This window comes from Porphyromonas sp. C0041D3, assembly GCF_056590575.1.
The window spans coordinates 106393-127428 of record NZ_JBWPWJ010000007.1 but is presented as its reverse complement, the minus strand read 5'-3'; the positions used below and the strand labels follow the sequence as shown (position 1 = coordinate 127428).

At 57.2% G+C, this 21036-nt stretch carries 19 protein-coding genes; 14 read left to right on the top strand and 5 right to left on the bottom strand.

All coding sequences use genetic code 11. From position 1 onward, the window contains the following. Positions 1–266 precede the first annotated feature (266 nt). The 3 genes from AC1EKE_RS06665 to AC1EKE_RS06655 all read left to right on the top strand — a co-directional run bounded on the left by AC1EKE_RS06665 (position 267) and on the right by AC1EKE_RS06655 (position 4452). Positions 267–905, top strand: a complete 639-nt coding sequence (locus tag AC1EKE_RS06665; protein ID WP_480308766.1) for a TetR/AcrR family transcriptional regulator — start codon at positions 267–269, stop codon at positions 903–905. A 2-nt stretch (positions 906–907) separates the two neighbouring features. Continuing rightward, complete coding sequence (locus AC1EKE_RS06660; RefSeq protein ID WP_480308765.1) at positions 908–2659, top strand: ABC transporter ATP-binding protein; 1752 nt, start codon at positions 908–910, stop codon at positions 2657–2659. Between the two features lie 65 nt (positions 2660–2724). Beyond that, positions 2725–4452, top strand: coding sequence for an ABC transporter ATP-binding protein (locus AC1EKE_RS06655; protein ID WP_480308776.1), 1728 nt, complete (start codon positions 2725–2727; stop codon positions 4450–4452). A gap of 194 nt (positions 4453–4646) precedes the next feature. Here the strand turns inward: AC1EKE_RS06655 and rpmF are convergent, their stop codons facing one another. Together rpmF and AC1EKE_RS06645 are read right to left on the bottom strand one after the other, a co-directional pair. Continuing rightward, positions 4647–4826 (bottom strand): 50S ribosomal protein L32, encoded by a 180-nt coding sequence (gene rpmF, locus AC1EKE_RS06650; RefSeq protein ID WP_018107066.1) that lies wholly within the window; start codon positions 4824–4826, stop codon positions 4647–4649. 44 nt (positions 4827–4870) lie between these two features. Next, positions 4871–5413 (bottom strand): YceD family protein, encoded by a 543-nt coding sequence (locus AC1EKE_RS06645; protein WP_480308764.1) that lies wholly within the window; start codon positions 5411–5413, stop codon positions 4871–4873. Positions 5414–5668: 255 nt separating this feature from the next. Here AC1EKE_RS06645 and AC1EKE_RS06640 point away from each other — a divergent pair, with 255 nt between their 5' ends. The 11 genes from AC1EKE_RS06640 (at position 5669) to AC1EKE_RS06590 (ending at position 18073) form a co-directional block, all read left to right on the top strand. Next, positions 5669–6757, top strand: coding sequence for a Smr/MutS family protein (locus AC1EKE_RS06640; protein ID WP_480308763.1), 1089 nt, complete (start codon positions 5669–5671; stop codon positions 6755–6757). A 37-nt stretch (positions 6758–6794) separates the two neighbouring features. Then, positions 6795–7289: a CYTH domain-containing protein gene (locus tag AC1EKE_RS06635; protein WP_296164462.1), complete on the top strand. Its 495-nt coding sequence runs from the start codon at positions 6795–6797 to the stop codon at positions 7287–7289. A 10-nt stretch (positions 7290–7299) separates the two neighbouring features. After that, positions 7300–9051: a bifunctional metallophosphatase/5'-nucleotidase gene (locus AC1EKE_RS06630; protein WP_480308762.1), complete on the top strand. Its 1752-nt coding sequence runs from the start codon at positions 7300–7302 to the stop codon at positions 9049–9051. Between the two features lie 2 nt (positions 9052–9053). Next, on the top strand, positions 9054–10136 hold the full coding sequence (locus AC1EKE_RS06625; RefSeq protein ID WP_480308761.1) for a mannose-1-phosphate guanylyltransferase: 1083 nt from the start codon (positions 9054–9056) through the stop codon (positions 10134–10136). Between the two features lie 288 nt (positions 10137–10424). After that, a complete protein-coding gene (locus tag AC1EKE_RS06620) occupies positions 10425–11231 on the top strand; it encodes a glycogen/starch synthase (protein WP_297129647.1) in 807 nt (268 codons plus the stop codon). 113 nt (positions 11232–11344) lie between these two features. Further along, complete coding sequence (locus AC1EKE_RS06615; RefSeq protein ID WP_480308760.1) at positions 11345–12802, top strand: DUF4270 family protein; 1458 nt, start codon at positions 11345–11347, stop codon at positions 12800–12802. 86 nt (positions 12803–12888) lie between these two features. Then, positions 12889–14742: a serine hydrolase domain-containing protein gene (locus AC1EKE_RS06610; RefSeq protein WP_480308759.1), complete on the top strand. Its 1854-nt coding sequence runs from the start codon at positions 12889–12891 to the stop codon at positions 14740–14742. A gap of 212 nt (positions 14743–14954) precedes the next feature. Then, positions 14955–16151 (top strand): 1-acyl-sn-glycerol-3-phosphate acyltransferase, encoded by a 1197-nt coding sequence (locus AC1EKE_RS06605; RefSeq protein WP_480308758.1) that lies wholly within the window; start codon positions 14955–14957, stop codon positions 16149–16151. A 30-nt stretch (positions 16152–16181) separates the two neighbouring features. Continuing rightward, the gene (locus AC1EKE_RS06600; protein WP_296160590.1) at positions 16182–16628 is read left to right on the top strand and encodes a DUF4494 domain-containing protein; all 447 of its coding nucleotides are present in this window, start codon (positions 16182–16184) and stop codon (positions 16626–16628) included. A gap of 13 nt (positions 16629–16641) precedes the next feature. Then, the gene (locus tag AC1EKE_RS06595) at positions 16642–17328 is read left to right on the top strand and encodes a YggS family pyridoxal phosphate-dependent enzyme (protein WP_480308757.1); all 687 of its coding nucleotides are present in this window, start codon (positions 16642–16644) and stop codon (positions 17326–17328) included. A 49-nt stretch (positions 17329–17377) separates the two neighbouring features. Continuing rightward, positions 17378–18073, top strand: coding sequence for a YiaD family glycine zipper/OmpA-like lipoprotein (locus AC1EKE_RS06590; protein ID WP_296160585.1), 696 nt, complete (start codon positions 17378–17380; stop codon positions 18071–18073). 117 nt (positions 18074–18190) lie between these two features. On the opposite strand, the gene AC1EKE_RS06585 is transcribed toward AC1EKE_RS06590, so the two are convergent. The 3 genes from AC1EKE_RS06585 to ansB form a co-directional block, all read right to left on the bottom strand. After that, positions 18191–18637: a hypothetical protein gene (locus tag AC1EKE_RS06585; RefSeq protein ID WP_480308756.1), complete on the bottom strand. Its 447-nt coding sequence runs from the start codon at positions 18635–18637 to the stop codon at positions 18191–18193. Between the two features lie 175 nt (positions 18638–18812). Further along, the gene (locus AC1EKE_RS06580; protein WP_480308755.1) at positions 18813–19952 is read right to left on the bottom strand and encodes a porin; all 1140 of its coding nucleotides are present in this window, start codon (positions 19950–19952) and stop codon (positions 18813–18815) included. A 12-nt stretch (positions 19953–19964) separates the two neighbouring features. Then, positions 19965–21023: an L-asparaginase 2 gene (gene ansB / locus AC1EKE_RS06575; RefSeq protein ID WP_480308754.1), complete on the bottom strand. Its 1059-nt coding sequence runs from the start codon at positions 21021–21023 to the stop codon at positions 19965–19967. Between the last annotated feature and the right edge of the window lie 13 nt (positions 21024–21036).

Here is a 21036-nt window from a genome sequence, read left to right as displayed (position 1 = left end):
ATTCTCGTCTTTGCTTCCTTGCCGTCGTCTGCCAACGTGCGGTGGACTTTCCCGTGATACTCCTAAATCATAGAAAGAGAGTATTGGCGGGAGAAGTAAGCCGTGGTACCTTCGTACCGATTATAATAGAGACTAATGAGAAGAAGAATTCCTATGCGGGCACTCCCCGTGATCACCCCTGAAAAGGCGCACCATTCGCTCATCGAATGGTGCGCATTTTTTGTGAACAAAGACGAGCAACATTCACTTCTGGAACATTCACTGAGATGCAGTATCTGAAGGAGGAGATCCGTCAATTCATTGTGACGGTCGCACGAGAGGAATTTATCGAGCACGGCGTGCGAGAGACTTCTATTCGCACCATAGCGCGGCGCTCTGGTGTGGCGGTGGGCACCATATACAGGTACTTTGCCGATAAGGATGCCCTGTTCCGTGCTGTCCTTGCCCCGCTGCTTGAGGAGCTGGACAGGTATCTTACAGCGCACAACGACAAGGATTTCTTGGATCTGAGAGTATTCCGAATGCCGGAGCTCTCCATCGACTATCAGCAGAGGATGAAGGAGCTTATCAAGGCTTATCGCCCGGAGCTTCGCCTTCTGTTTTTCCACTGCGAGGGGTCGTCGCTGGAGCACTACATGGATCAGATTATTGCCACTCAGACGGAGATAGGGAATGAGTATTTACGCCTGATGAAGGAGCGTTACCCTCATCTGGAGGTCAATATCTCGCCCTTCCTTATCCATATCCTCTGCTCATCGTGGGCGAGCCTCTTTGCCGAACTGGTGGTGCATGACGAGTATACGGATGAGGAGATCGACCTTGCTCTCAGTCAATACTCCCGCTACAGCATGGCCGGGTGGACGGAGCTGTTGAAGCCATTTGAAACCATCAATACATATAAGTAGTTATGAATACATTTAAGAAACTGGGAGAGTACATGGGTAAGCGTAAGCTCCTCCTTCCGCTCTCCATCGTCCTCTCGGCGCTCAACGGATTGCTATCGCTGGTGCCTTTCGTCCTCGTCTGGCTGGTAGTGCGCACCCTTCTTACGGCAGGTGGAGACATTGCCGAGACACCCATCAGATCGTATGCTCTGTGGGCATTTGTCGTCTCTGTTGCTACAGTGCTGCTCTACTTCGGTGCTCTGATGCTCTCTCACCTGGCTGCGTTTAGGGTGGAGACGAATATGCGTCGATTTGCCATGGATCGCCTTTTGTGTACGCCACTTGGATTCTTTGACCGTCAGGATACCGGGCGGATGCGGAAGATCATCGATGAGGACTCGAGCATGACGCACACGCTTGTGGCACATCTCCTGCCGGATGTCGCGAGCAGCGTTGTCGCCCCTCTGGGGATCCTTGTACTCCTCTTCGTGGTGGACTGGCAGCTGGGACTTGCTGCCCTTGTCCCGATACTTCTATCCTATGGTCTGATGGGATATATGATGAGTGCTGAGAGCGGGAAATTTCAGAGGCAGTACCTCGATGCCCAGGAGCGTATGAGCGCTGAGGCAGTTGAGTATGTCCGGGGGATCCCGGTAGTCAAGGTCTTCCAGCAGACGGTCTTCTCCTTCAAGCGCTTCTACGCTAGCATCATTGACTACAGGGATCTCGTGACGAAGTATTCGCGTCTCTGTCGCCGCCCGATGTCCCTCTATACGGTACTGACGAGCGCCTTCGCTTTCGTCCTCGTCCCGGTGGCAATCATCCTCATTGGTCACGGAGGAGATCCTGTGGTGGTGATCTCGGATATGTTTCTCTACGTCCTGATCACACCGGTCATCGCTCTCAGTATTATGCGCTGCGCCTATTTGTCGCAGGACTTCTTCCTCTGCGGAGAGGCGATCCGCCGCTTGGAGGGACTGACGGAGACGGTTCCACTTCCTACCGTAGAGACAACTCTGGAGCCTAAGGGTTACAGCGTGTCTCTGGAGGATGTCTCCTTCCGCTATGAGGGCGCAAAGGAGGACGCTGTCAGCCACGTCACCCTCAACGTCCCGGAGGGGAAAACAATTGCCCTCGTGGGACCATCTGGAAGTGGTAAGACCACCCTTGCACGGCTGATACCGCGTTTCTGGGACACGACCGGAGGACGGGTGTTAGTCGGTGGTGTAGACGTGAGGAAGATGTCACCGGAGAAACTGATGAAAAGTGTCTCCTTTGTCTTCCAGAATACTCGCCTCTTCAAGACCACCATCCTCGAAAACGTCAGGTACGGTTCGCCCGATGCGACACTCGAGGAGATCAACCGGGCTATCGACCTCTCTCAGAGCCGAGAGATCATTGACCGACTTCCTGAGGGACTCAATACGCTCATCGGGGCCGAAGGAACTTATCTCTCCGGCGGCGAGGTGCAACGCATCGTGCTTGCGCGAGCCATTCTTAAGGATGCACCGATCGTTGTGCTTGATGAGGCGACAGCCTTTGCCGACCCGGAGAACGAGCACCTGATCCGCCAGGCTCTCACCCGGCTCACGAGAGGGAAAACCGTGCTGATGATCGCCCACCGCCTCACGACGGTACACCACGCCGACAGCATTGTGGTGATGAAGGAGGGGGCGATCGTGGAGGAGGGGACACACGATGAACTTATGGAGCGAAATGGCACCTACCGCTTGATGTGGGACGAGTACCAGAGGGCTGTCGCCTGGAAGTTGTGATAGTCTCTGCAAAGGTCTTCCGTGACGTTACTACCTTTCCTACAAAGAACAGAATGAAAATTATGATTACAAAATATCTACAAGAGCGCTTTGTCCTCTCCGAGAAGGGAGCCCGTGATCTCAAGCGGGGAATCTTTTTCTCCACCCTGCAGAATGTCGGGCTCATGTTCCCGATCTGCTACCTATTCTACTTCCTCACCGAGAATCTTGATCCGGCGAGAGGAGGAGAGCCGCACAGTCTCACCTTTTACATCCTCCTTGCGCTGGGGCTGATGATCGTGATGTACGTCATCAATCGCTTACAGTACGATAGCACCTACACCACTGTCTTTGGAGAGAGTGCACGGCGACGGATCACGCTGGCGGAGAAGCTGCGCCGGCTGCCACTCGCATTTTTTGCTGAGCGAAATCTCTCTGATCTCACATCGACTGTTATGGAGGACTGCACGCAGCTGGAGCAGACCTTCTCTCACGCTGTCCCGCAGCTCTTCGCCTCCTTCCTGAGCGTGTTGATCGTGGCCATCGGTATGTTTTGCTACGATTGGCGCCTGAGCTTGGCACTATTCTGGGTCGTACCTGTTGCTGTGGCGATTCTTCTCCTCAGCAGACGCCGTCTCTCGCATGAGTTTAAGGATCACTACACCGTGAAGCGTCGTGTCACCGAGACGATACAGGAGGGACTAGAGTGCATACAGGAGATCAAGTCCTACTCCGGAGAGGAGGAGTATAGGACCCGGCTGGATGAGGAGCTGAAAGACTATGAGCGGGAACTAGTCGATGTGGAGCTGGGCTCCTCTGCGGCTGTCAATTCTGCCGCCGTCCTCTTGAAGCTTGGTATGCCTACCGTCCTCCTTGTAGGGGCTTGGCTCCTGATGACCGGGACAGTGTCGCTCTTCGTCTACTTGGCCTTCCTCCTCGCTTCGGCAATGGTCTACAATCCTGTGCAGGAGGTCTGCAACAATCTCGCCCTGCTCTCCTTCCTCGATGTGCGGCTGAACCGTATGCGTGAGATTGAGTCGATGCCGATGCAAGGGGGTAGTGAGGAGTGTGACCTTCCCAATCACGACATAGAATTCCACCATGTCTCCTTCTCCTACGAGGAAGGAAAGCAGGTGCTCGAGGATGTCTCCTTCACCGCTCGGGAAGGCGAAGTGACGGCACTTGTAGGACCATCGGGTGGGGGGAAGAGCACATGCGCCAAGCTGGCTGCCCGCTTCTGGGACGTGGGTGGAGGCGAGGTCCTCATCGGAGGTAAGGACATTGCCGGGATAGACCCCGAGACTCTGCTGCGGGACTTTGCGATCGTCTTTCAGGACGTAGTTCTTTTCCACTCCTCCATAGCAGACAATATACGCATAGGGAAGCCGGACGCCACCGACGAGGAAGTGAAGCGTGTCGCACGGCTGGCTCAGTGCGAGGACTTCATCCGCCGGATGCCGGAGGGGTACGACTCGATCATAGGGGAGAATGGCGAAACCCTCTCCGGTGGGGAGCGGCAACGTCTCTCCATCGCACGAGCACTCCTTAAGGACGCTCCCATTATCCTTCTTGACGAGGCAACGGCGAGCCTCGATGCAGAGAATGAAACGAAGATCCAGTTAGGTATCTCGGAGCTGACGCGGGATAAGACCGTCCTCGTCATTGCTCATCGTATGCGTACGATTCGCAATGCCGATCACGTCGTGCTCCTTAAGGATGGTCGTGTAGCCGAGGAGGGATCTCCTGACGATCTGGTACGCCGTGACGGTGACTTCGCTCGTATGGTCCGCCTCCAGCATCAAGAGGAGTACTAATTCTCTCATATAGATAACGAGACAGGTAATCCCCATCGTCTGAGGAGACGGTGGGGATTACTGTTGTCTGAGAGGAGAACCTTATGCAAATGCCTTGCATCCCCTAGAAGTAATAAAGATGCTATGACAAAAGACCTCGTCCCTGCTCAATCATACGATTGGGCAGGGACGAGGTCTTGTAAGATGACCGGGTCTTACTCCTCCACCTCTACAGCGATCTGACCGCGGTAGTAGCCGCAGGTGTTGCAGACGGTGTGATAGACGTGCCAGGAGCCGCAGTTGGGACAGCGTGTCAGCGCGGGGGTCTTGGCTACGTCGTGGGTCCTACGCTTTCTGGTCCTGGTGTGGGACTGACGTCTCTTAGGATGTGCCATGATGATGTACTTCTATTATATGAGTGTTACTTTTCTGTCTTAACTTACTTACGAGGCTCGGTGTCGTCCTCGTCGGAGATCTTCTTGCGAAGACTCTCCCATCGGGGATCCTCGGGTGTATCCTCGGGTGCATCACCCTCCATCAGGAAGCTGACCACCGAGGGGTCGCACTCCGCGATGTCCTCATGCGAGTGGACGATCGGGAGGCTCACCTTGATGAGCTCGTAGAAGATAAAGCTGAAGTCATATCTGGGGTCTGCTGCGTCCAGGATGAGGGCTTCGTCATTCTCCTCATCCAGTGCCTCACCTAGCTCGACGGTAATCTCGTCGTCCGTGTCCACCTCCACCTCCAAGGGCGCCAGGCAGCGGTCGCATGGTACGGTGACCGCCCCCTCGTAGTGGAAGAGTAGCTGGTACGAGTGGCTTGATGTGGGCTGGATCTCCAGATCCAGATCCACGTCGCCGCCAAGGATCTCTTCATCTCCCTGCTCGGAGAAGAAGTCGTCGTCAAAGTGGTATGTGAGCGACTCGGGACCTCTGAGAGGCTCCTTAAAGTCGATCATATAGGCATCTTTCCTCCTATCCATGGCTTCCTGCTCTATTCAGACCGCAAATTTACTAATTCCTTTGCAGTCAAGCAAGGAGCCGACTGCGCACTCTCGGACTGATGCCTTAGATACGGCACGATAATCTACCTGCTGCCCATTACGGGGATGGTCCTCAGGCATCCGGGCAGAGCGCCCGCTCCATCGTCATCGGTCAGCCGCTAAGCGGTGACCGCTGTGCTGATGTGTCGGTACCGGCAAAATGGGTACATTTGTGAAGCATGAGCAACGAAATATATGAGTAATACGATAAAAGTGGGTGACCGAGTTCGCTTCCTCGATGCGACAGGAGGCGGCGAGGTGACCCGTGTCAGTCGGGAGGGAGTGATCTATGTGCGGGATGAGTCGGGATTTGAGCTGCCGACCCGTGCCAGCGAAGTGGTCCCGGTCACCGAGGGGAGTACGATCGCGCCCAAGCCGGTCGTCTCGAAGCCCGTTCGGGAGCCTGAGGTCGCCCCTCAGCCACCGAAGGAGCCGGCACGACCGGTCAAGGAGCATCGCAAGCGCCCCGTGGATAGCGATCACGACCGGATCAACGCCTACCTCTGCTACCTCCCCGAGGATCCGGAGCGGCTGGGGACCTCTCCCTTTGAGACTTATCTCGTCAATGACTCCAATTTTGATCTCCTCGTCCTCTACACCTCCGGTCGGGGGGCGCTGCAGGAGGTCCGCTACGAGGGGGTAGTCCCCTTCGACAGCTCCGAGTTCCTCGAGAGCTTCCTCCCCTCGGAGGTGAGTGATCGGGCACATGTGCAGCTGACGCTGGTGCCGATGAAGCGGGGGACCCTCTACACTCCGCGCGAACCGATGGTGGCGGAGCTGAAGGTCGATGGGACGAAGTTTTTCCGCGAGGGCGCTTTTGCTCCCAATGACTTCTTTGACGACGGTGCGATCGTCTACCATGCGGTGAAGGACGATCAGCCCTACAGGAGAAATAAGGTGGATGGGGAAAAGCTCGCTGAGACGATGATTGCCAAGAAGAAACGCACCGATGCTCCTCATCCCCGACCACAGGAGGAGCGACCGTTCTCCAAGGAGGAGCCGGTCGTGGTCGACCTCCACATCGACAGTATCATCGAGACCACCGCCGGGATGTCGCCCAAGGATATCCTCGACTATCAGCTCGACTACGTGCGGCAAGTGATGGAGAAGTATCGTCAGCCCAAGCTCAAGGGCACGACCGTGATCCTGATCCACGGTAAGGGCGAGGGGGTGCTCCGCAAGGCGGTCCTCGACCTGATCTCGAGAGAGTACCCGCGTAGCTCCACACAGGATGCCTCCTTTGCGGAGTATGGCTTTGGGGCGACACAGGTCAAGGTGAGGTAAGCTCCCGTCCACTGATTTTCCTACAGACATTATTTATATGGCACTTGAGATAGAGCGAAAGTTTCTCCTACGTCCCGGCATGACACTACCCTCCTCGGATCATGTGGAGAATATCCGCCAGTGTTACCTCGTCTCTGACGATGCGCTGGTGGTCCGGGTCCGTATCATCGATGAGGAGCGTGCGATCCTCGGGATCAAGATCTCGCACGAGGAGACCCTCTCCGTGCGGACGGAGTATGAGTATGAGATCCCCATCGAGGAGGCGCTGGAGATGATGTCGGTGGCATCGACCACCCCGATCGTCAAGCAGCGGCATGTGATCGAGGTGGGGGAGCGGAAGTGGGAGGTGGACTTCTTCGAGGAGGAGAATGAGGGGCTCATCGTTGCTGAGGTGGAACTCCCCTCCCTGGAGACCTCTCTCCCCCTGCCGGAGTGGATCGGTCGGGAGGTGACCGATGACAAGCGGTATACTAATGGATCCCTTGCCCGCCACCCCTATGTGGAGTGGCAGGGCGATGTGGCTGAGGCCTGATAGACTGCGTATGAAGCGACTTATTCTTCTCTTCTCCCTCCTCCTCTCTCTGAGCCTCGTCGGCTGTCGGGAGCGGAGCGAGGTGGTGACGATCGATCTCTTCGAGACCGGTGACGTACACGGATCGCTCTTCCCGGAGAGTATACTGGAGGGTGCTGATACCGGTGGCGGCGTGGCACGTGTGGCTGCGGTCGTCCGCTCGTACCGCGAGCGTTCCGAGGCGAGACCTGTGTTGCTCCTCGATGCGGGGGACCTCCTGCAGGGGCAGCCACTCACCTATTACTATAATGTGGTAGATACTACCTCCACCCATGCGGTAGCCGAGATGTACAATTACCTCGGCTACGATGCGATGACGGTCGGCAACCACGACATTGAGACCGGTCACAGTGTCTACGACCGCTTCGTGCGTGAGGCGAACTTCCCCGTCCTTGGGGCCAACGTGGTGGATACCGCTACGGGTAAGCCCTACTTCAAGCCCTATGTGGTGGTGGAGAAGGGGGGCAAGAAGATTGCCATCCTCGGCCTCACCATGCCGACCCTCACAGAAAACCTCCCGCCCCATCTCTGGAGCGGGCTAGAGTTTAGAGACCAGGTGGAGACCGCCCGGGCCTACCTGCCGGAGATCCTGGGTCAGAAGCCGGATCTCCTGATCTGTCTCATGCACAGTGGTCCGGGAAAGAAGGAGGGGGGTCCTAGACCTATGGCTGCCAATGTCGGCTATGACCTGGCACGGGCGATCCCGGAGGCGGATATCGTCCTCTGCGCTCACGACCATCGAGCAGCCCTCGACTCTATCCCTCGCGAGGCGGGCGGCTACACCTATATCCTCGATGCGGGAGCTGACGGGCGGATGCTCTCCCACTGCGAGATCTCTCTCGGGGTGAGCGGGAGTGGCAAGCCGGTCGTCCGGGTCATGCCCGAGCTGATCGACCTCTCCGCGTACGAGCCGGATAGCGACTTCATGGAGCACTTCGCTCCGGTGGAGCAGCAGGTGCGGGACTATGCTTCACAGCCTGTGGGGCGTCTCACCACCCCGATGGACTCGAGGTGTGTCTTCTTCCGCCCTGCCCCCTTCACCGACCTCATACACCAGCTGCAGCTGGAGCTCTTCCCTGAGGCGGAGGTCTCCCTGACCGCCCCCTTGGTGGAGAACCTCGTCATCCCTGCCGGTCCGATCCGGGTGGCAGATCTCTTCAACCTCTATAAGTACGAGAACTATGCCTACCTCATGCGGCTCCGCGGGTCGGAGCTCAAGGCTCACCTCGAGGAGAGCTACGACCGGATGATCCGGACGATGACCTCACCCGAGGACCCGCTCTATCGGATCGATGAGTCGAGGAGAGGCGGACCTTATCTGCCGCTGGAGGGTCCGTCCTTCAACTTCGACACCGCTGCCGGCATCAGCTACTTGGTCGATGTGACCCGCCCCTCCGGAGACCGCATCGAGATCACCGGGGTAGGTAAGGGGAGACCCTTTGATCCCGAGGCGGAGTATCTCGTCGTGATGAGCTCGTATCGGGCGCAGGGCGGGGGCGGTCTGCTGACCCACGGAGCCGGCATCCCCAAGGGGGACCTCCCCGGGCGCGTCGTCCGCACGACCGATCACGACCTGAGGTACTACCTGACGGACTTCTTCCGGCGGCACGATCCCTACACCCCACACATCATCTCCTCCTGGACCTATGTCCCCGATGCGTGGGCGGAGGTGGCTATCCCTCGAGACAGCGCATCGATATTCCGTGACTTTCCTCGTCCCTGACTATGATAGATATGGTACACACGCACGCCTACGGGGTGCTGATGGCCGGTGGCATCGGCTCACGCTTTTGGCCGATGAGCCGTCGTGAGCAGCCCAAGCAATTCCTCGACATCCTTGACGAGGGTCGGACGATGATCCGCTCCACCGCCTTCCGCTTAGAGGCGGTGGCACCGGCGAGCCACTTCTATGTAGTGACTGGTCAGCTCTATCAGGACGAGGTGCTGCGGCAGCTCCCCTACCTCCATCCGTCGCAAGTGCTGACAGAGCCTGTGGGGCGCAATACCGCACCCTGCATTGCCTATGCTGCCTACCGGATCTACGCGGAGGATCCTGAGGCGATCATGGTGGTCTGCCCATCCGACCATCACATCGATGATGCGGTCGCCTACCAGAGGGTACTCCATCAGGCGATCACCTATGTGGCGGAGCACGACGTCCTCATGACCATCGGCATCGAGCCCACCTATCCCGCGACCGGGTACGGCTACATCGAGCTCACCGGTGAGCCTGACGATGGGGTCTACCGCGTGGCGCGCTTCAAGGAGAAGCCTGAGCTGGAGGAGGCCAAGCGTCTCATCGCGCGAGGCAATCACCTCTGGAATGCGGGGATCTTTGTCTGGAAGGCGATCGACATCATCAATGCACTCGAGAAGTACCTCCCCGATGTGGCGGTCCACTTTGCCGAGATCCGGACCTATGGCGAGCCGGGCGAGGCTGAGGATGCTGCAGCTGCCTACCGCCGCTGTCCCTCCATCTCCATCGACTATGGTGTGCTGGAGAAGGCCGACAACGTCGTCGTCCTTCCTGGTAGCTTTGGCTGGGATGACATCGGCACTTGGTCGGGTCTTGAGCGGTATATGAAGGAGCACCGTGAGACCGCCAGCGACGAGCAGACCGTCTTCCTCGACGGGAGCGATGGAACCTTTGTTCGCGAGACCACGAAGGGGAAGAAGGTGGTGGTCAATGGCCTTGAGGACTTCCTCATCGTCGATACCCCGGATATGCTCTTCATAGCCCCCAAGGGCGACGAGGCCTACCTGACGGAGCTGATCCGCAAGTACCCCAAGGAGACCGGCGTCGAGTGACCTCCCTCTACCCGACGCAGAGGGGCTCAGAGAGAGTGCCCGCGCAACAGCCTGTACCTCAGCACCCATTTAGGGTCAAATTCTTTTACCGGTATTAGACGACTCTAATACCGGTAAAAGAATTCACTAATATCGGTATTAGAGTTTCCTAATACCTATATTAGTCCGTCGGTCGCCCTCGTGGTGCGAGGTGTAGTTCCTTGACAGGGTCTATTCATAAAGGTGAACTTTTGAAAAGAGCTGAAAAATTGGTATCTTTGGTCTAGCTCGGAAAGAACATCAGAACTTATGAATAAAAAGAAGATACTGTACATCGCTCAGGAGATCTCGCCCTACGTGGAGGAGAATGTGAGTGATCAGTCCAAGATCCTACCTCTCGGCATGCTCGCTCGTGGTCATGATATCCGTACGTTTATGCCTAACTACGGCACCATCAACGAGCGGCGCAATCAGCTCCACGAGGTGATCCGTCTCTCGGATGTCAATCTTACGGTCAATGATAAGGTACACCAGCTGGTGGTCAAGGTGGCATCGCTTCTCCCGCAGAGGATGCAGGTCTACTTCATCGACAACGATGACTTCTTCTCCCGCAAGGGGACGGTGACCGACAAGGAGGGCACCCTCTATGCTGACAACTGCGAGCGCTCAGTCTTCTTTATCCGCGGGGTCTTCGAGACGGTGAAGAAGCTCCGCTGGGTCCCGGACATCATCCACTGCCAGGGCTGGTTCTCCGGCCTCGCACCGCTCTATCTCAGCACGCTCTACAAGGACGATCCCGCACTATCGGGTGCCAAGGTGGTCTTCTCGATCTACGACATGACCCCGCAGACGCCCTTCGGTGAGGAGCTTACCCAGGTGCTGGAGTACGATGATATACGGCACGAGCTCCTCGATGGCACCTCGCTACGACGTGACGATCTCTACAAGCTGATCTTCAGCTACGTGGATGGTCTCCTCTTCGCCACGTCCGATGTGAGTGACGAGACGCGCGAGGCAGCTAGTAAGCTCAGCCTGCCGGTGATGGACTACGACAATATGGAGGAGTCCATCGAGGCGGTGGATGCCTTCTATGACCAGTTGCTGAGTAAAAAATGAGTTAAGGTGACCCCTGCCACCCTCTCTTTGATATAAAATTGTCACCTTTGCAGGAGCAAGATAGGGACCACTCCGGTCTCACTTGCCTCCTGATACACTATTTGCCATCACTCATGACCAAGATGACTCATAAGCTTAGCCTGCCTCTCGCCTCCCTTCTCGTGGGCGTGTGTCTCCTCCTCGTCTCGTGCGAGGACCGGTCCAATACACTGGGGGTGGGGATGATGCCGGACTACACGCGGTTTAAGTCCTTTGACACCACCTTTGACCTCTCCTATCGGACTATCTCGGCCGATATGAAGGGCACCGGGAGCACCACCTCCGGCACGCAATACAATAGGATGTACGTCAGCTCCAATTACGGCTACATCGGGCGGATCCCCAATCAGGAGTTTGGTGGCATAGAGACGGAGTATCTCACGCAGATGTACTGCCCTGAGGGCTTCCTCTTCCGCGATCAGCCGGTGGATAACCGCATCGACTCCGCCTTCCTGACGCTCTACTACGATGGCTACTCAGGCTACGGAAAGGATCTGGTGGAGGTGGCAGCATACCAGCTCGATAAGCCTCTCCCCGGCAATAGCAAGTACTCTCTCGAGAGTATCGCCGACTACTATACCCGGGGCGTGAGTAAGGAGCTGGGGCGTGCCTCATTCATGGCAGTGACCGGCACCCCGCACGAGGGCAAGGGGACCTGGGTCCGCATCCCGATCGCACGGGAGATCGGCCAGGACTTCTACGACAAGTCGGTCGCCGGGAGCGAGGTCTTCCGGAGCCAGGCCTTTTTTGACCAGTACTTCCCCGGCGTCTACTTCCGCGTATCTGCCGGTACCGGCAGTGTCATCCGCGTTGTGCGGACCGCACTGACCTTTTGCTACCGCACGAAGCAGATGCTCAAGCGCCGCTCCACCGGCAAGGTCGACTCCCTCGCTTACGTGCCGACGATACAGGAGCTCTCCCACACCAACGAGGTCCCTCAGCTCTCCCGCTTTGCCAATACGGGGCTGAGTGAGCTAATGACTCCGGGGACCGACTACGCTTATGTCAAGTCTCCGGCAGGTGTGCTGGCGGAGATCACCATACCTACCCGTGAGATCAAGAAGAAGCTGGACGAGGCCCCCAAGGGCTCTGTCCGCGTCCTTGCCTCGGCACCCTTCGCCATCTCGGGCGAAAATCGCCACCTCTCCGAGTATCAGCTGGTCTACCCGACAAGCCTCGTCCTGATGCCGCGGGACTCTGTGGCACATTTCTTTGAGAGCGAGCTGACCGATACCGACTCCCCCTTCACCACCTACGTGAGTAGGCAGGCGATCCAGGGCTCCTCGACCTACACCTTTGGCAACATCTCGGCGCTGATAAGCAAGCATATCGAGAAGAAGCCTGATGAGGATCTCCGTGTCGTGGTCGTCCCGGTGCAGTATGTCGCTGCTGAGCAGCAGCAGAGCGGGGCCGTCTCGCCCTCCTCGGTGACCAATCTGGTGCTCCCATCCACGCTTAAGATCAAGATGGATGGGAAGAATAATAAGCTCAGAGTCTATATCAACGAACGCAAGGAGGGGTCGCCCTTCTGATGTGCGTCGCACAAGTATCCCAAGGAGACTCCTCGATCCGATGTGGTAGGGGGAGTCTCCTTTCTTGCCTTTTACACCCTCTTGTGATGAGAAAATCGTATAACACCCTCCTCCTTCTCCTTCTGCTCCTTCTCACTGCTCCCACCGCCGTGCTTCACGCTCAGTCCACGCTGGAGGAGCGGTCGCGGTCGGTGATCCTGGTAAAGAATATGCAGGGACTTGTGCCCCTTTCTCTCAGTCCGTCCGAGCGCATCACCCTGCTGAGTGACGACCTGCAGGCGGTCAAGCCTCTCACTCAGCGGCTCGGGAGCTACCTGCCGGCGGATCGGATCTCCGTCCGATCGCTGACGAGGGTCCCCTCCCTCACGGCTGACGATCTGCTCGTCGTGGTGGTCACCAAGGGTGACCGACCGTTGCCAGGAGAGGTGGACTCGCTACTTAGTGAGCGAAAGAGCGTGCTGCTCTTCGTGGACCGCCCCTCAGCGGACGCCTATACCCATGCCGTCATCGCTGCTGATGCGATCGCCCTCTCGGCTAAGGGCACGGAGGGGATGAGTGCGCTTGCTGATGCCCTGATGGGCGGGATCCCCTTTGGTGGAACGCTGCTGGACGACAAGCCGACCCTTTTTCCCAATGGCGCCGGTCTCACGACCACTAAGACCCGCCTCGCAACCGCCTTGCCCGAGGATGTAGACCTCGATGGGCGAGTCCTCGCTCGGATCGATCGCATCGCAGAGGAGGGGCTTAGGGCTGGTGCCTACCCCGGCTGCCAGGTGCTGGTCGCCAAGGATGGGTATGTGGTCTACAGCAAGGCTTTTGGCTATAAGGATGCGAGACGAAAGGAGCCGAATAGTACCGAGACGCTCTACGACCTCGCCTCGATGACGAAGGCGATGGCGACCGTGCCGTTGGTGATGATGGCGGACGATGAGGGCAGACTACGGCTCAGCGACCGCATCGATAAGCATATCGACTACCTCCGCTGGAGCAATAAGGGCGACGTGAGGATCTCACAGCTCCTGCAGCACTGCGGGGGTATGCCGGCGGTTATCCGCTTCTATGAAGAGATGATCGACGATGCCAGCTATGACCCACCGCTGATCGCCTTTCGCCGGACAGAGGGCTACCCGACGCAGATGGATCGAAATGCCTGGGCAAGATCGGGATTTCGGTACAGGAGCTCGATGGTCAGCCGCGACTCGACGGCAGTCTACTCGCAGCGCTTCTGCAAGGGGCTCTACCTCTCCCCAGAGGTGCGGGAGATGATGCGTCGGGAGATGAAGGAGTGCAACCGCCGCAGTGGGGGCTACCGCTACAGCGACATTGACTTCCTGCTCCTGCAAGAGGTGCTGGAGCACTCCTACCGGAGGGGGCTGGACACGCTCTTCAGCGAGCGGATCGCCACACCTCTCGGACTCACACGCCTATGCTATAGACCGCTGCAGTACTTTGGTCCCAAGGAGATGGCCGAGGGACAGCGGGACAACTTCCTCCGTCATCAGACCCTGCGAGGGGACGTGGACGATGAGGCGGCAGCTATGCTGGGTGGCGTGAGTGGCAATGCGGGTCTCTTCGGCAACGCCGAGAGCTGCGCCGTGGTCTGTCAGATGCTCCTCGATGGCGGGCGGTATGGCGGACGGACACTCATCGATGCAGAGACGATCCGTCACTACACCACCTACCGCCACCGCCCCTCGCCCTATGCGCTCGGCTTTGACCGGCAGAGGGGTGACGGGCGAGGAAACACCTGCGAGGAGGCACCGATGAGTACTTATGGCCATACAGGCTTTACCGGCACCTGCTTCTGGATCGACCCGACCAATCAGATTGTCTACATCTTCCTCAGCAATAGGGTCGCACCTCAGCGGTGGAATCGTAAGCTCTCCTCCCTCGACATCCGCACCCGCATCCAGTCGGTGATCTATGATGCTCTCCCCTGAGGTTTCTTTAGGAGTCGGACGTGTGGGACCGGTACATCACCGGTAGGGATAGTGACACAGCGCGTACCCTCCCGGGGGGTCGCCCCGCCTACTTTGGGCACTAAATGTAGGCTCTCCCGAGAGAATTATGATGCGGGTGAGTGAAAAGTGGTACCTTTACGAGAGTAATGGGACCCGACCTTTGGTGGGTCTGTGACTTAGATAAGTAAGATATGCCGGACAATCAATACCATAGTACGACCGACCCGCACTTCGATACCATCCGTCCCTTTACGGACGCTGAGGTGCATGATGCCATCGAGGAGCTACTGAGGGAAGAAGAGTTTCGCCACTTCGCCGATACCTTCGGCTTTGACCTCTCTCCGGAGAGTGAGACGTTGCTGAGCGAGCAGGTGAGGACGATCTTTGACTTCAAGCGACTCTTCATCAGTGCCGGTCTCTCGAGACTGCTCGATAAGACCACCTTCTCCACCACCATCTCCGGCACGAGCAACCTCGACCGCGAGGGGCAGACGAAGTATCTCTTGGTCTCCAATCACCGAGACATCATCCTCGACTCTGCCATCCTGGACCTGCTCTTCATGGGGGCGGGCCTCTCTATGCCGCGTATGACGCTGGGGGATAACCTCCTGAAGCGCCCCTGGATACGGACGCTCGTCAAGCTCTGCGATGCCGTGGTGGTGAAGCGCGGACTGCCGGTCCGGGAGACCCTGATCGAGTCGAAGCGTCTCTCAGAGTATATCCGTACCGCTGTGGAGCAGGGGGAGGAGCATATCTGGCTGGCGCAGAGGGATGGGCGGGCAAAGGACTCCAATGATACCACCCAGCCCGGTCTGCTGAAGATGCTGACCCTGAGTGCCCCGAGGGGGGCATCGATCGCTGAGTCGATCGAGAGCCTCCACTTGGTGCCGATGGCGATCTCCTACGAGTATGACCCTTGTGATGCACTCAAGGCGGTGGAGCTACTTGCCCGCCGGCGCAATCCAGACTACCAGAAGCAGCCGACAGAGGATCTCGTCAGTATGCGTACCGGCCTCAGTGGCAGGAAGGGACGTGTCCATATCAAGGTGGCTGAGCCACTGCATGACCTCGCCTCGCTCTACGAGCCGGAGGCAAGTAAGAATGAGCAGCTGGCTGCCATCGCCAGGGAGATCGACCGGCAGATCTTCCTGAACTACCGCTTTTACCCCTCCAACTACATCGCCTACGACATCGTCCGCGGTGGAGACCAATTTGACTCCATGTACAGTCGCAAGGAGCGTCTGCTCTTTGAGCTCTATGTGGAGGAGCAGATGGATGCTGCCAAGGTGGTGACCAAGGATCGAGAGGAGGTGGCACATATGATCTTTGATGCCTATGCCAATCCTCTGATCAATAACCTCATCACGCGTAAGATCATCCGCAGATAAGTTTTACCCGATAGAATAAAAGCAACACCAATGAGTTGGTTTGAGTGCAAAGTCACTTACGAAAAAGAGATCGCCGAGTCAGGCAAAGTCCAGAAAGTCCACGAGTACTACCTCGTCGATGCCCTCACCTTCACCGAGGCTGAGGAGCGTATGAGTGGGGAGATGGAGAATCGTGGCCCTTTTCGGCTCGACAGCGTAAAGAAGGTCAATTACTCGGAGACGTTCTTCAATAACGGTCAGCTCTTCTACAAGGCTAAGGTGGGATTCGTCCAGCTGGACGAGAAGAATGGCGTGGAGAAGAAGAAGTACACCTATATGCTGGTGCAGGCGAATGACTTTAGGGACGCTCTCGAGGAGCTGGAGAAGCAGATGAAGACGACGCTCGCCGACTGGACCATCGCCTCGATCGCTGAGACGCAACTGGTGGACGCCTTTCAGTACGAGGCTCCGGAGGCTAAGCCCGCCGAAGCACAGTAAGAGTGATCATCCCATGAGTACCATTGCCGATCGCATAGAGACGCTGAGGAGGGAGCTGGGGAAGCAGGTCCGGCTCGTCGCTGTATCTAAGTTTCACCCCATCGAGAAGCTCCGCGAGGCGTACGATGCGGGGCAGCGTATCTTTGGCGAAAACCGCGTGCAGGAGATGGTGGCGAAGCAGCCCGAGATGCCTGACGACGTGCAGTGGCACCTGATCGGGACGCTTCAGCGTAATAAGGTCAAGTACATTGCCCCCTTTGTAGATACGATAGAGAGTGTCGACTCGGCCAAGCTCCTCAGGGAGATCGAGCGGCAGGCGGTGCTCCAGGAGCGCCCGGCTGAGCGGGGACCGATACGGTGTCTCCTCCAGATCCATATCTCGGGTGAGGAGACGAAGCATGGGATGGATGAGACTGAGCTCCATGAGCTCCTGGAGTCGGGGCTGATCGACGACTGCCCTCATGTCGAGGTGGTCGGGCTGATGGCGATGGCCTCGCTGACCGATGATATGGAGCTGGTGGATCGACAGTTTGCCCGCATGCAGGAGCTCCTCAGTGAGGTGCGCGACCGGTACTTTGCTGACCAGCCCTCCTTCCGCGAACTCTCCATCGGTATGTCCCAAGACTATAAGATCGCCCTTAAGCATGGCGCGACGTATGTGCGCATCGGCACGGCGATCTTTGGCCCTCGTGAGTACTGACTTACGTAGGGAAGCTAGTAATTTTTGAATCCATAAATCACAACCAATCATGAAGAAGACAACTACAATCCTCGCCACATCCGCCCTTGCCCTCAGCGTCTCGCTCAGTGGCTGTGGCTTCCTCCAGAAGATGGACAAGACCGTCCTCGGTGCCGGTGCCGGTACCGCTGCAGGTGCTGCTATCGGTGCCGGCATCGGTAATACGGCAGGTAATGCCGGTGCAGGTGCCCTCATCGGTGGTATAGTTGGCGGTGTCGCCGGCGGTCTCATCGGCAATCATATGGAGAAGCAGGCTAAGGAGCTCGAGAAGGCTGTCCCTGAGGCTGAGGTGGAGCGTGTCAATAATGGTGAGGCGATCCGTGTCACCTTCGACAGCGGCATCCTCTTCGGCTTCGACAACACCGCACTCAGCCCCCAGTCTCGGGAGGCTCTTACCCGCTTTGCGGCAAATATGAATGCCAACCCTCAGACCAACATCCGCATCGTAGGTCACACCGACAGCACCGGTAAGCATGCCTACAATGTCGGACTCTCCAAGCGTCGCGCTCAGAGCGTGGTGAATTTCCTCCGCGAGCATCAGGTGTCCAGCACCCGTATGACCCTCGATGGCGTAGGTCCCGACCAGCCCATCGCTGATAATGGTACGGCTGAGGGTCGTGCCAAGAACCGCCGCGTGGAGGTCTTCATCCTGCCGAGCCAGGAGATGATCAACGAGGCTAAGGCCGAGGCTGCCAAGCAGAAGTAAGTCGGTCACTCACCCGGACGAGCCTCTTTGTAGAGGACTTGCCCGAGCATAAAAGAAGAGAGAGCAGATCCATCAAGGATCTGCTCTCCCTCTTTAGGTGAATGGAGGAGGACCGGATTACTCACTTTGCGTAACAGTAAAGGATGGTCCCCATACTATGGCCAACGCCATAAAGTAAATGGATCGCGGCTTCCCGGTCTTATTCTCCTCAGCGGTCACGGTAATCGTACGGGTATCCTTGGAGATACGGAAGGTGATCCAGTCATAGTGGATAACCTTGTCGCCGTCCTTCGTGGTGGTGATCTCCATCTCGTCCTTCGTCAGCACCTTTTTCTTGACCTTATTAAAGGTGGTGGCTGATGGATCTTGCTCGTAGACAATAAGAGTGTGGAAAAACCATGGATTCTTCTTTAGAGCCACCTCGTTGACCTTGGTCCCTCCGGTCCGGTCAAACTCCATAAACTCCTGCTTGATCCTGGGCGTCTGGCTGGTGTCGTCGCATCCGCAGGCGAGGAGGAGTAGAAAGCAGACCGAGAGTGCCCACAAGTAATGATGATGCTTCATATGTTATTTTGATGTTCTGGACGTACAGATTATAGCTATTCTTCTGTCTGCGAAGTTACGTGAAATGCGACGCTTCTACAAAGTGGTTCGGGGTGACACATTAGTCTTTTGCATAAAGAAAGGAGAGCAGATCCATCAAGGATCTGCTCTCCCTTATTAGGCGAGCCTGCTCCGATCAGAACATCGGGAGCTGGTAGATGAAGCCGCAGAGCAGCTTATTGGTGGAGGCGGTGGTGTCTTCAACGTTATTCTTGAAGTTGCGACCCACGTAGGTGAGGAAGAAGTGGAGATTGCCATCCGCCATCGGGTAGTACTCCACGCCGGCGAAGTAGCCGAGGGCGGTACGCTGCTTCGTGCCGTCAAACCACTTGTCCGTGCCACCGGCAGAGGCGGTCTCGTACATACCCTTGCCGAAGATGTTCCAGCTGTCGGAGATGTGGTAATTGAGCTTCAGGACGAAGGAGTTGTACTCCACATTCTCCAGATCGGCGATGATCCCCTTGCGATTGAGTCCCTCATTGGAGTACATCCAGTCGAAGTGACCGTCCACGGGACCGAAGTCGAAGTGGTTACCGAGGGCGACATACATCATATTGTGCTCCTTGGACTGGCTCATGTAGGAGTATGACCAGCGGGTGGTCCAGTAGTCTGGCACGATGGTACCGTTCCAATTGAGCGTGTAGACCAGAGGCACCTTCGTCTCCTCCACCTTCTTGTACATGCCGGGATAGGTGCTCTCATAGCTGCCGTTGCGGGCATCGAGTACCTGGAACTGCAGCTGCTGACCCGGGGTGAAGTCGTAGGCAAAGTTGGCTCCCGTGAGGAAGTTGCTCATGTACTCGATCATATCGGAGTACTCGTAGATCTCAATAGGATTGAGGTCAAACTCGATACCACCGTACGCGGCACACTGCTTACCGAGGAACATAGAGAACTTCTCCGTCGGTCGTACGCCGATGCCAGCGATGTCGATCGAGGTGGGGAGGTTGTCGATGTTGCCGGAGCTGCCGTTGGGGCGATTGATACGCTGCCTCCAGCGGTAGGAGAGCCAGGGAGTGATGTTTCCCTTTGCTTCGATGCGGAGCTGACGGGCATAGAACTTAAGGCTATTGAAATTCTCCGAGTCCCAAGCGGCATCGAGAGAGGTATTCATATTGAGGAAAAGATTGAACTTATCCTGCTTGGCCTTCACGATGCCCACCTGCTCAGCGAGAGAGGGCTCTGTCGTGTAGTGCTCCTGCTGTGCTGCGGCTGTGGCACCAAAGGCGGTGGCGATCAGCCCGCAAGCAAGTAGTCTGAGTGTAGTCTTAGACATAGGCGGGGGTGATTACATAAAGAGGTTGAAGTACTTCTGGATCTGCTGCCAGTCGGTCGTTGTCGTCAGAGAGAGCATCAGGAGGATGCGGGCCTTCTGGGGACTGAGAGACTGAGAGGCGATGAACTCGTACTTATTGTCGTCTACCTCAGCGTCGAGAGTGGTATTGCCGGTCGGGACGCGGGAGGAGCGGACTACGAGGATCCCCTGCTGGCGAGCCTTCTCCAGGACGGGGAAGACATTCTTGTGGATGTTACCATTGCCGAGACCGGCGTGGATCACGCCCTTGTAGCCACCATTGAGGATCGGGTCAAGCATGTCAGCCTCGATATTGGAGTATGCATAGACGATGCCCACCTTGGGGAGCTTTGTCAGGTTGCTTACGTCGAAGACAATGCGCTGTGCGGTCAGACCGTAGCTCATATTGTAGTACACCTTGCCACCGAAGACGTAGCCGATGGGACCACCGGTGGCGGCCTGGAAGGTCTCTACGGAGGTGGTATTGGTCTTTGAGACGATCTGACCTGGGATCAGGAGACCATTCATAGCGACCATGACGCCCTTGTCGGCAGAGGCCTTGTCGGCTGCTGCGACGACAGCGTTGTAGAGATTGAGCGGACCATCAGCGCTCATAGCGGTAGAGGAGCGCATAGCACCGACGAGGACGACAGGGCGCTTGCTCTTCACCGTCAGGCTGAGCCAGAAGGCAGTCTCCTCCATGGTGTCTGTTCCGTGAGTGATGACGATGGCGTCAGCCTCGTTATTCTCAAAGATCTCATTGATCCTCTTGGAGAGCGTCAGCCATACATCGTCAGTCATATCCTGTGAGCCGATATTGACGATCTGCTCACCGGTCACCTCGGCGACGTCATTGACCTCAGGCACCGCATCGAGGAGTGTGCCGATGGCTACCTGGCCGGCGGTGTAGTTGCTACCGGTGGCGGAGGTACCTGCACCGGCGATCGTGCCACCGGTGGCGAGGATGTGGACATGAGGCTTCTGCGCCATCGCTGCCATGCAGAGGGTCGTCATCAGTGCGAGGAGACCCAGACGTGTAGTAAGTCGTTTCATAACTTGGATTGAG

What these genes read in the sequence shown, in the direction of transcription:
- AC1EKE_RS06665 (WP_480308766.1), top strand. Translation starts at nt 267, where the DNA reads ATGCAGTATCTGAAGGAGGAGATCCGTCAATTCATTGTGACGGTCGCA.
- AC1EKE_RS06660 (WP_480308765.1), top strand. Translation starts at nt 908, where the DNA reads ATGAATACATTTAAGAAACTGGGAGAGTACATGGGTAAGCGTAAGCTC.
- rpmF (WP_018107066.1), bottom strand. Translation starts at nt 4,826, where the DNA reads ATGGCACATCCTAAGAGACGTCAGTCCCACACCAGGACCAGAAAGCGT.
- AC1EKE_RS06645 (WP_480308764.1), bottom strand. Translation starts at nt 5,413, where the DNA reads ATGGATAGGAGGAAAGATGCCTATATGATCGACTTTAAGGAGCCTCTC.
- AC1EKE_RS06640 (WP_480308763.1), top strand. Translation starts at nt 5,669, where the DNA reads ATGAGTAATACGATAAAAGTGGGTGACCGAGTTCGCTTCCTCGATGCG.
- AC1EKE_RS06635 (WP_296164462.1), top strand. Translation starts at nt 6,795, where the DNA reads ATGGCACTTGAGATAGAGCGAAAGTTTCTCCTACGTCCCGGCATGACA.
- AC1EKE_RS06630 (WP_480308762.1), top strand. Translation starts at nt 7,300, where the DNA reads ATGAAGCGACTTATTCTTCTCTTCTCCCTCCTCCTCTCTCTGAGCCTC.
- AC1EKE_RS06625 (WP_480308761.1), top strand. Translation starts at nt 9,054, where the DNA reads ATGATAGATATGGTACACACGCACGCCTACGGGGTGCTGATGGCCGGT.
- AC1EKE_RS06620 (WP_297129647.1), top strand. Translation starts at nt 10,425, where the DNA reads ATGAATAAAAAGAAGATACTGTACATCGCTCAGGAGATCTCGCCCTAC.
- AC1EKE_RS06615 (WP_480308760.1), top strand. Translation starts at nt 11,345, where the DNA reads ATGACCAAGATGACTCATAAGCTTAGCCTGCCTCTCGCCTCCCTTCTC.
- AC1EKE_RS06610 (WP_480308759.1), top strand. Translation starts at nt 12,889, where the DNA reads ATGAGAAAATCGTATAACACCCTCCTCCTTCTCCTTCTGCTCCTTCTC.
- AC1EKE_RS06605 (WP_480308758.1), top strand. Translation starts at nt 14,955, where the DNA reads ATGCCGGACAATCAATACCATAGTACGACCGACCCGCACTTCGATACC.
- AC1EKE_RS06600 (WP_296160590.1), top strand. Translation starts at nt 16,182, where the DNA reads ATGAGTTGGTTTGAGTGCAAAGTCACTTACGAAAAAGAGATCGCCGAG.
- AC1EKE_RS06595 (WP_480308757.1), top strand. Translation starts at nt 16,642, where the DNA reads ATGAGTACCATTGCCGATCGCATAGAGACGCTGAGGAGGGAGCTGGGG.
- AC1EKE_RS06590 (WP_296160585.1), top strand. Translation starts at nt 17,378, where the DNA reads ATGAAGAAGACAACTACAATCCTCGCCACATCCGCCCTTGCCCTCAGC.
- AC1EKE_RS06585 (WP_480308756.1), bottom strand. Translation starts at nt 18,637, where the DNA reads ATGAAGCATCATCATTACTTGTGGGCACTCTCGGTCTGCTTTCTACTC.
- AC1EKE_RS06580 (WP_480308755.1), bottom strand. Translation starts at nt 19,952, where the DNA reads ATGTCTAAGACTACACTCAGACTACTTGCTTGCGGGCTGATCGCCACC.
- ansB (WP_480308754.1), bottom strand. Translation starts at nt 21,023, where the DNA reads ATGAAACGACTTACTACACGTCTGGGTCTCCTCGCACTGATGACGACC.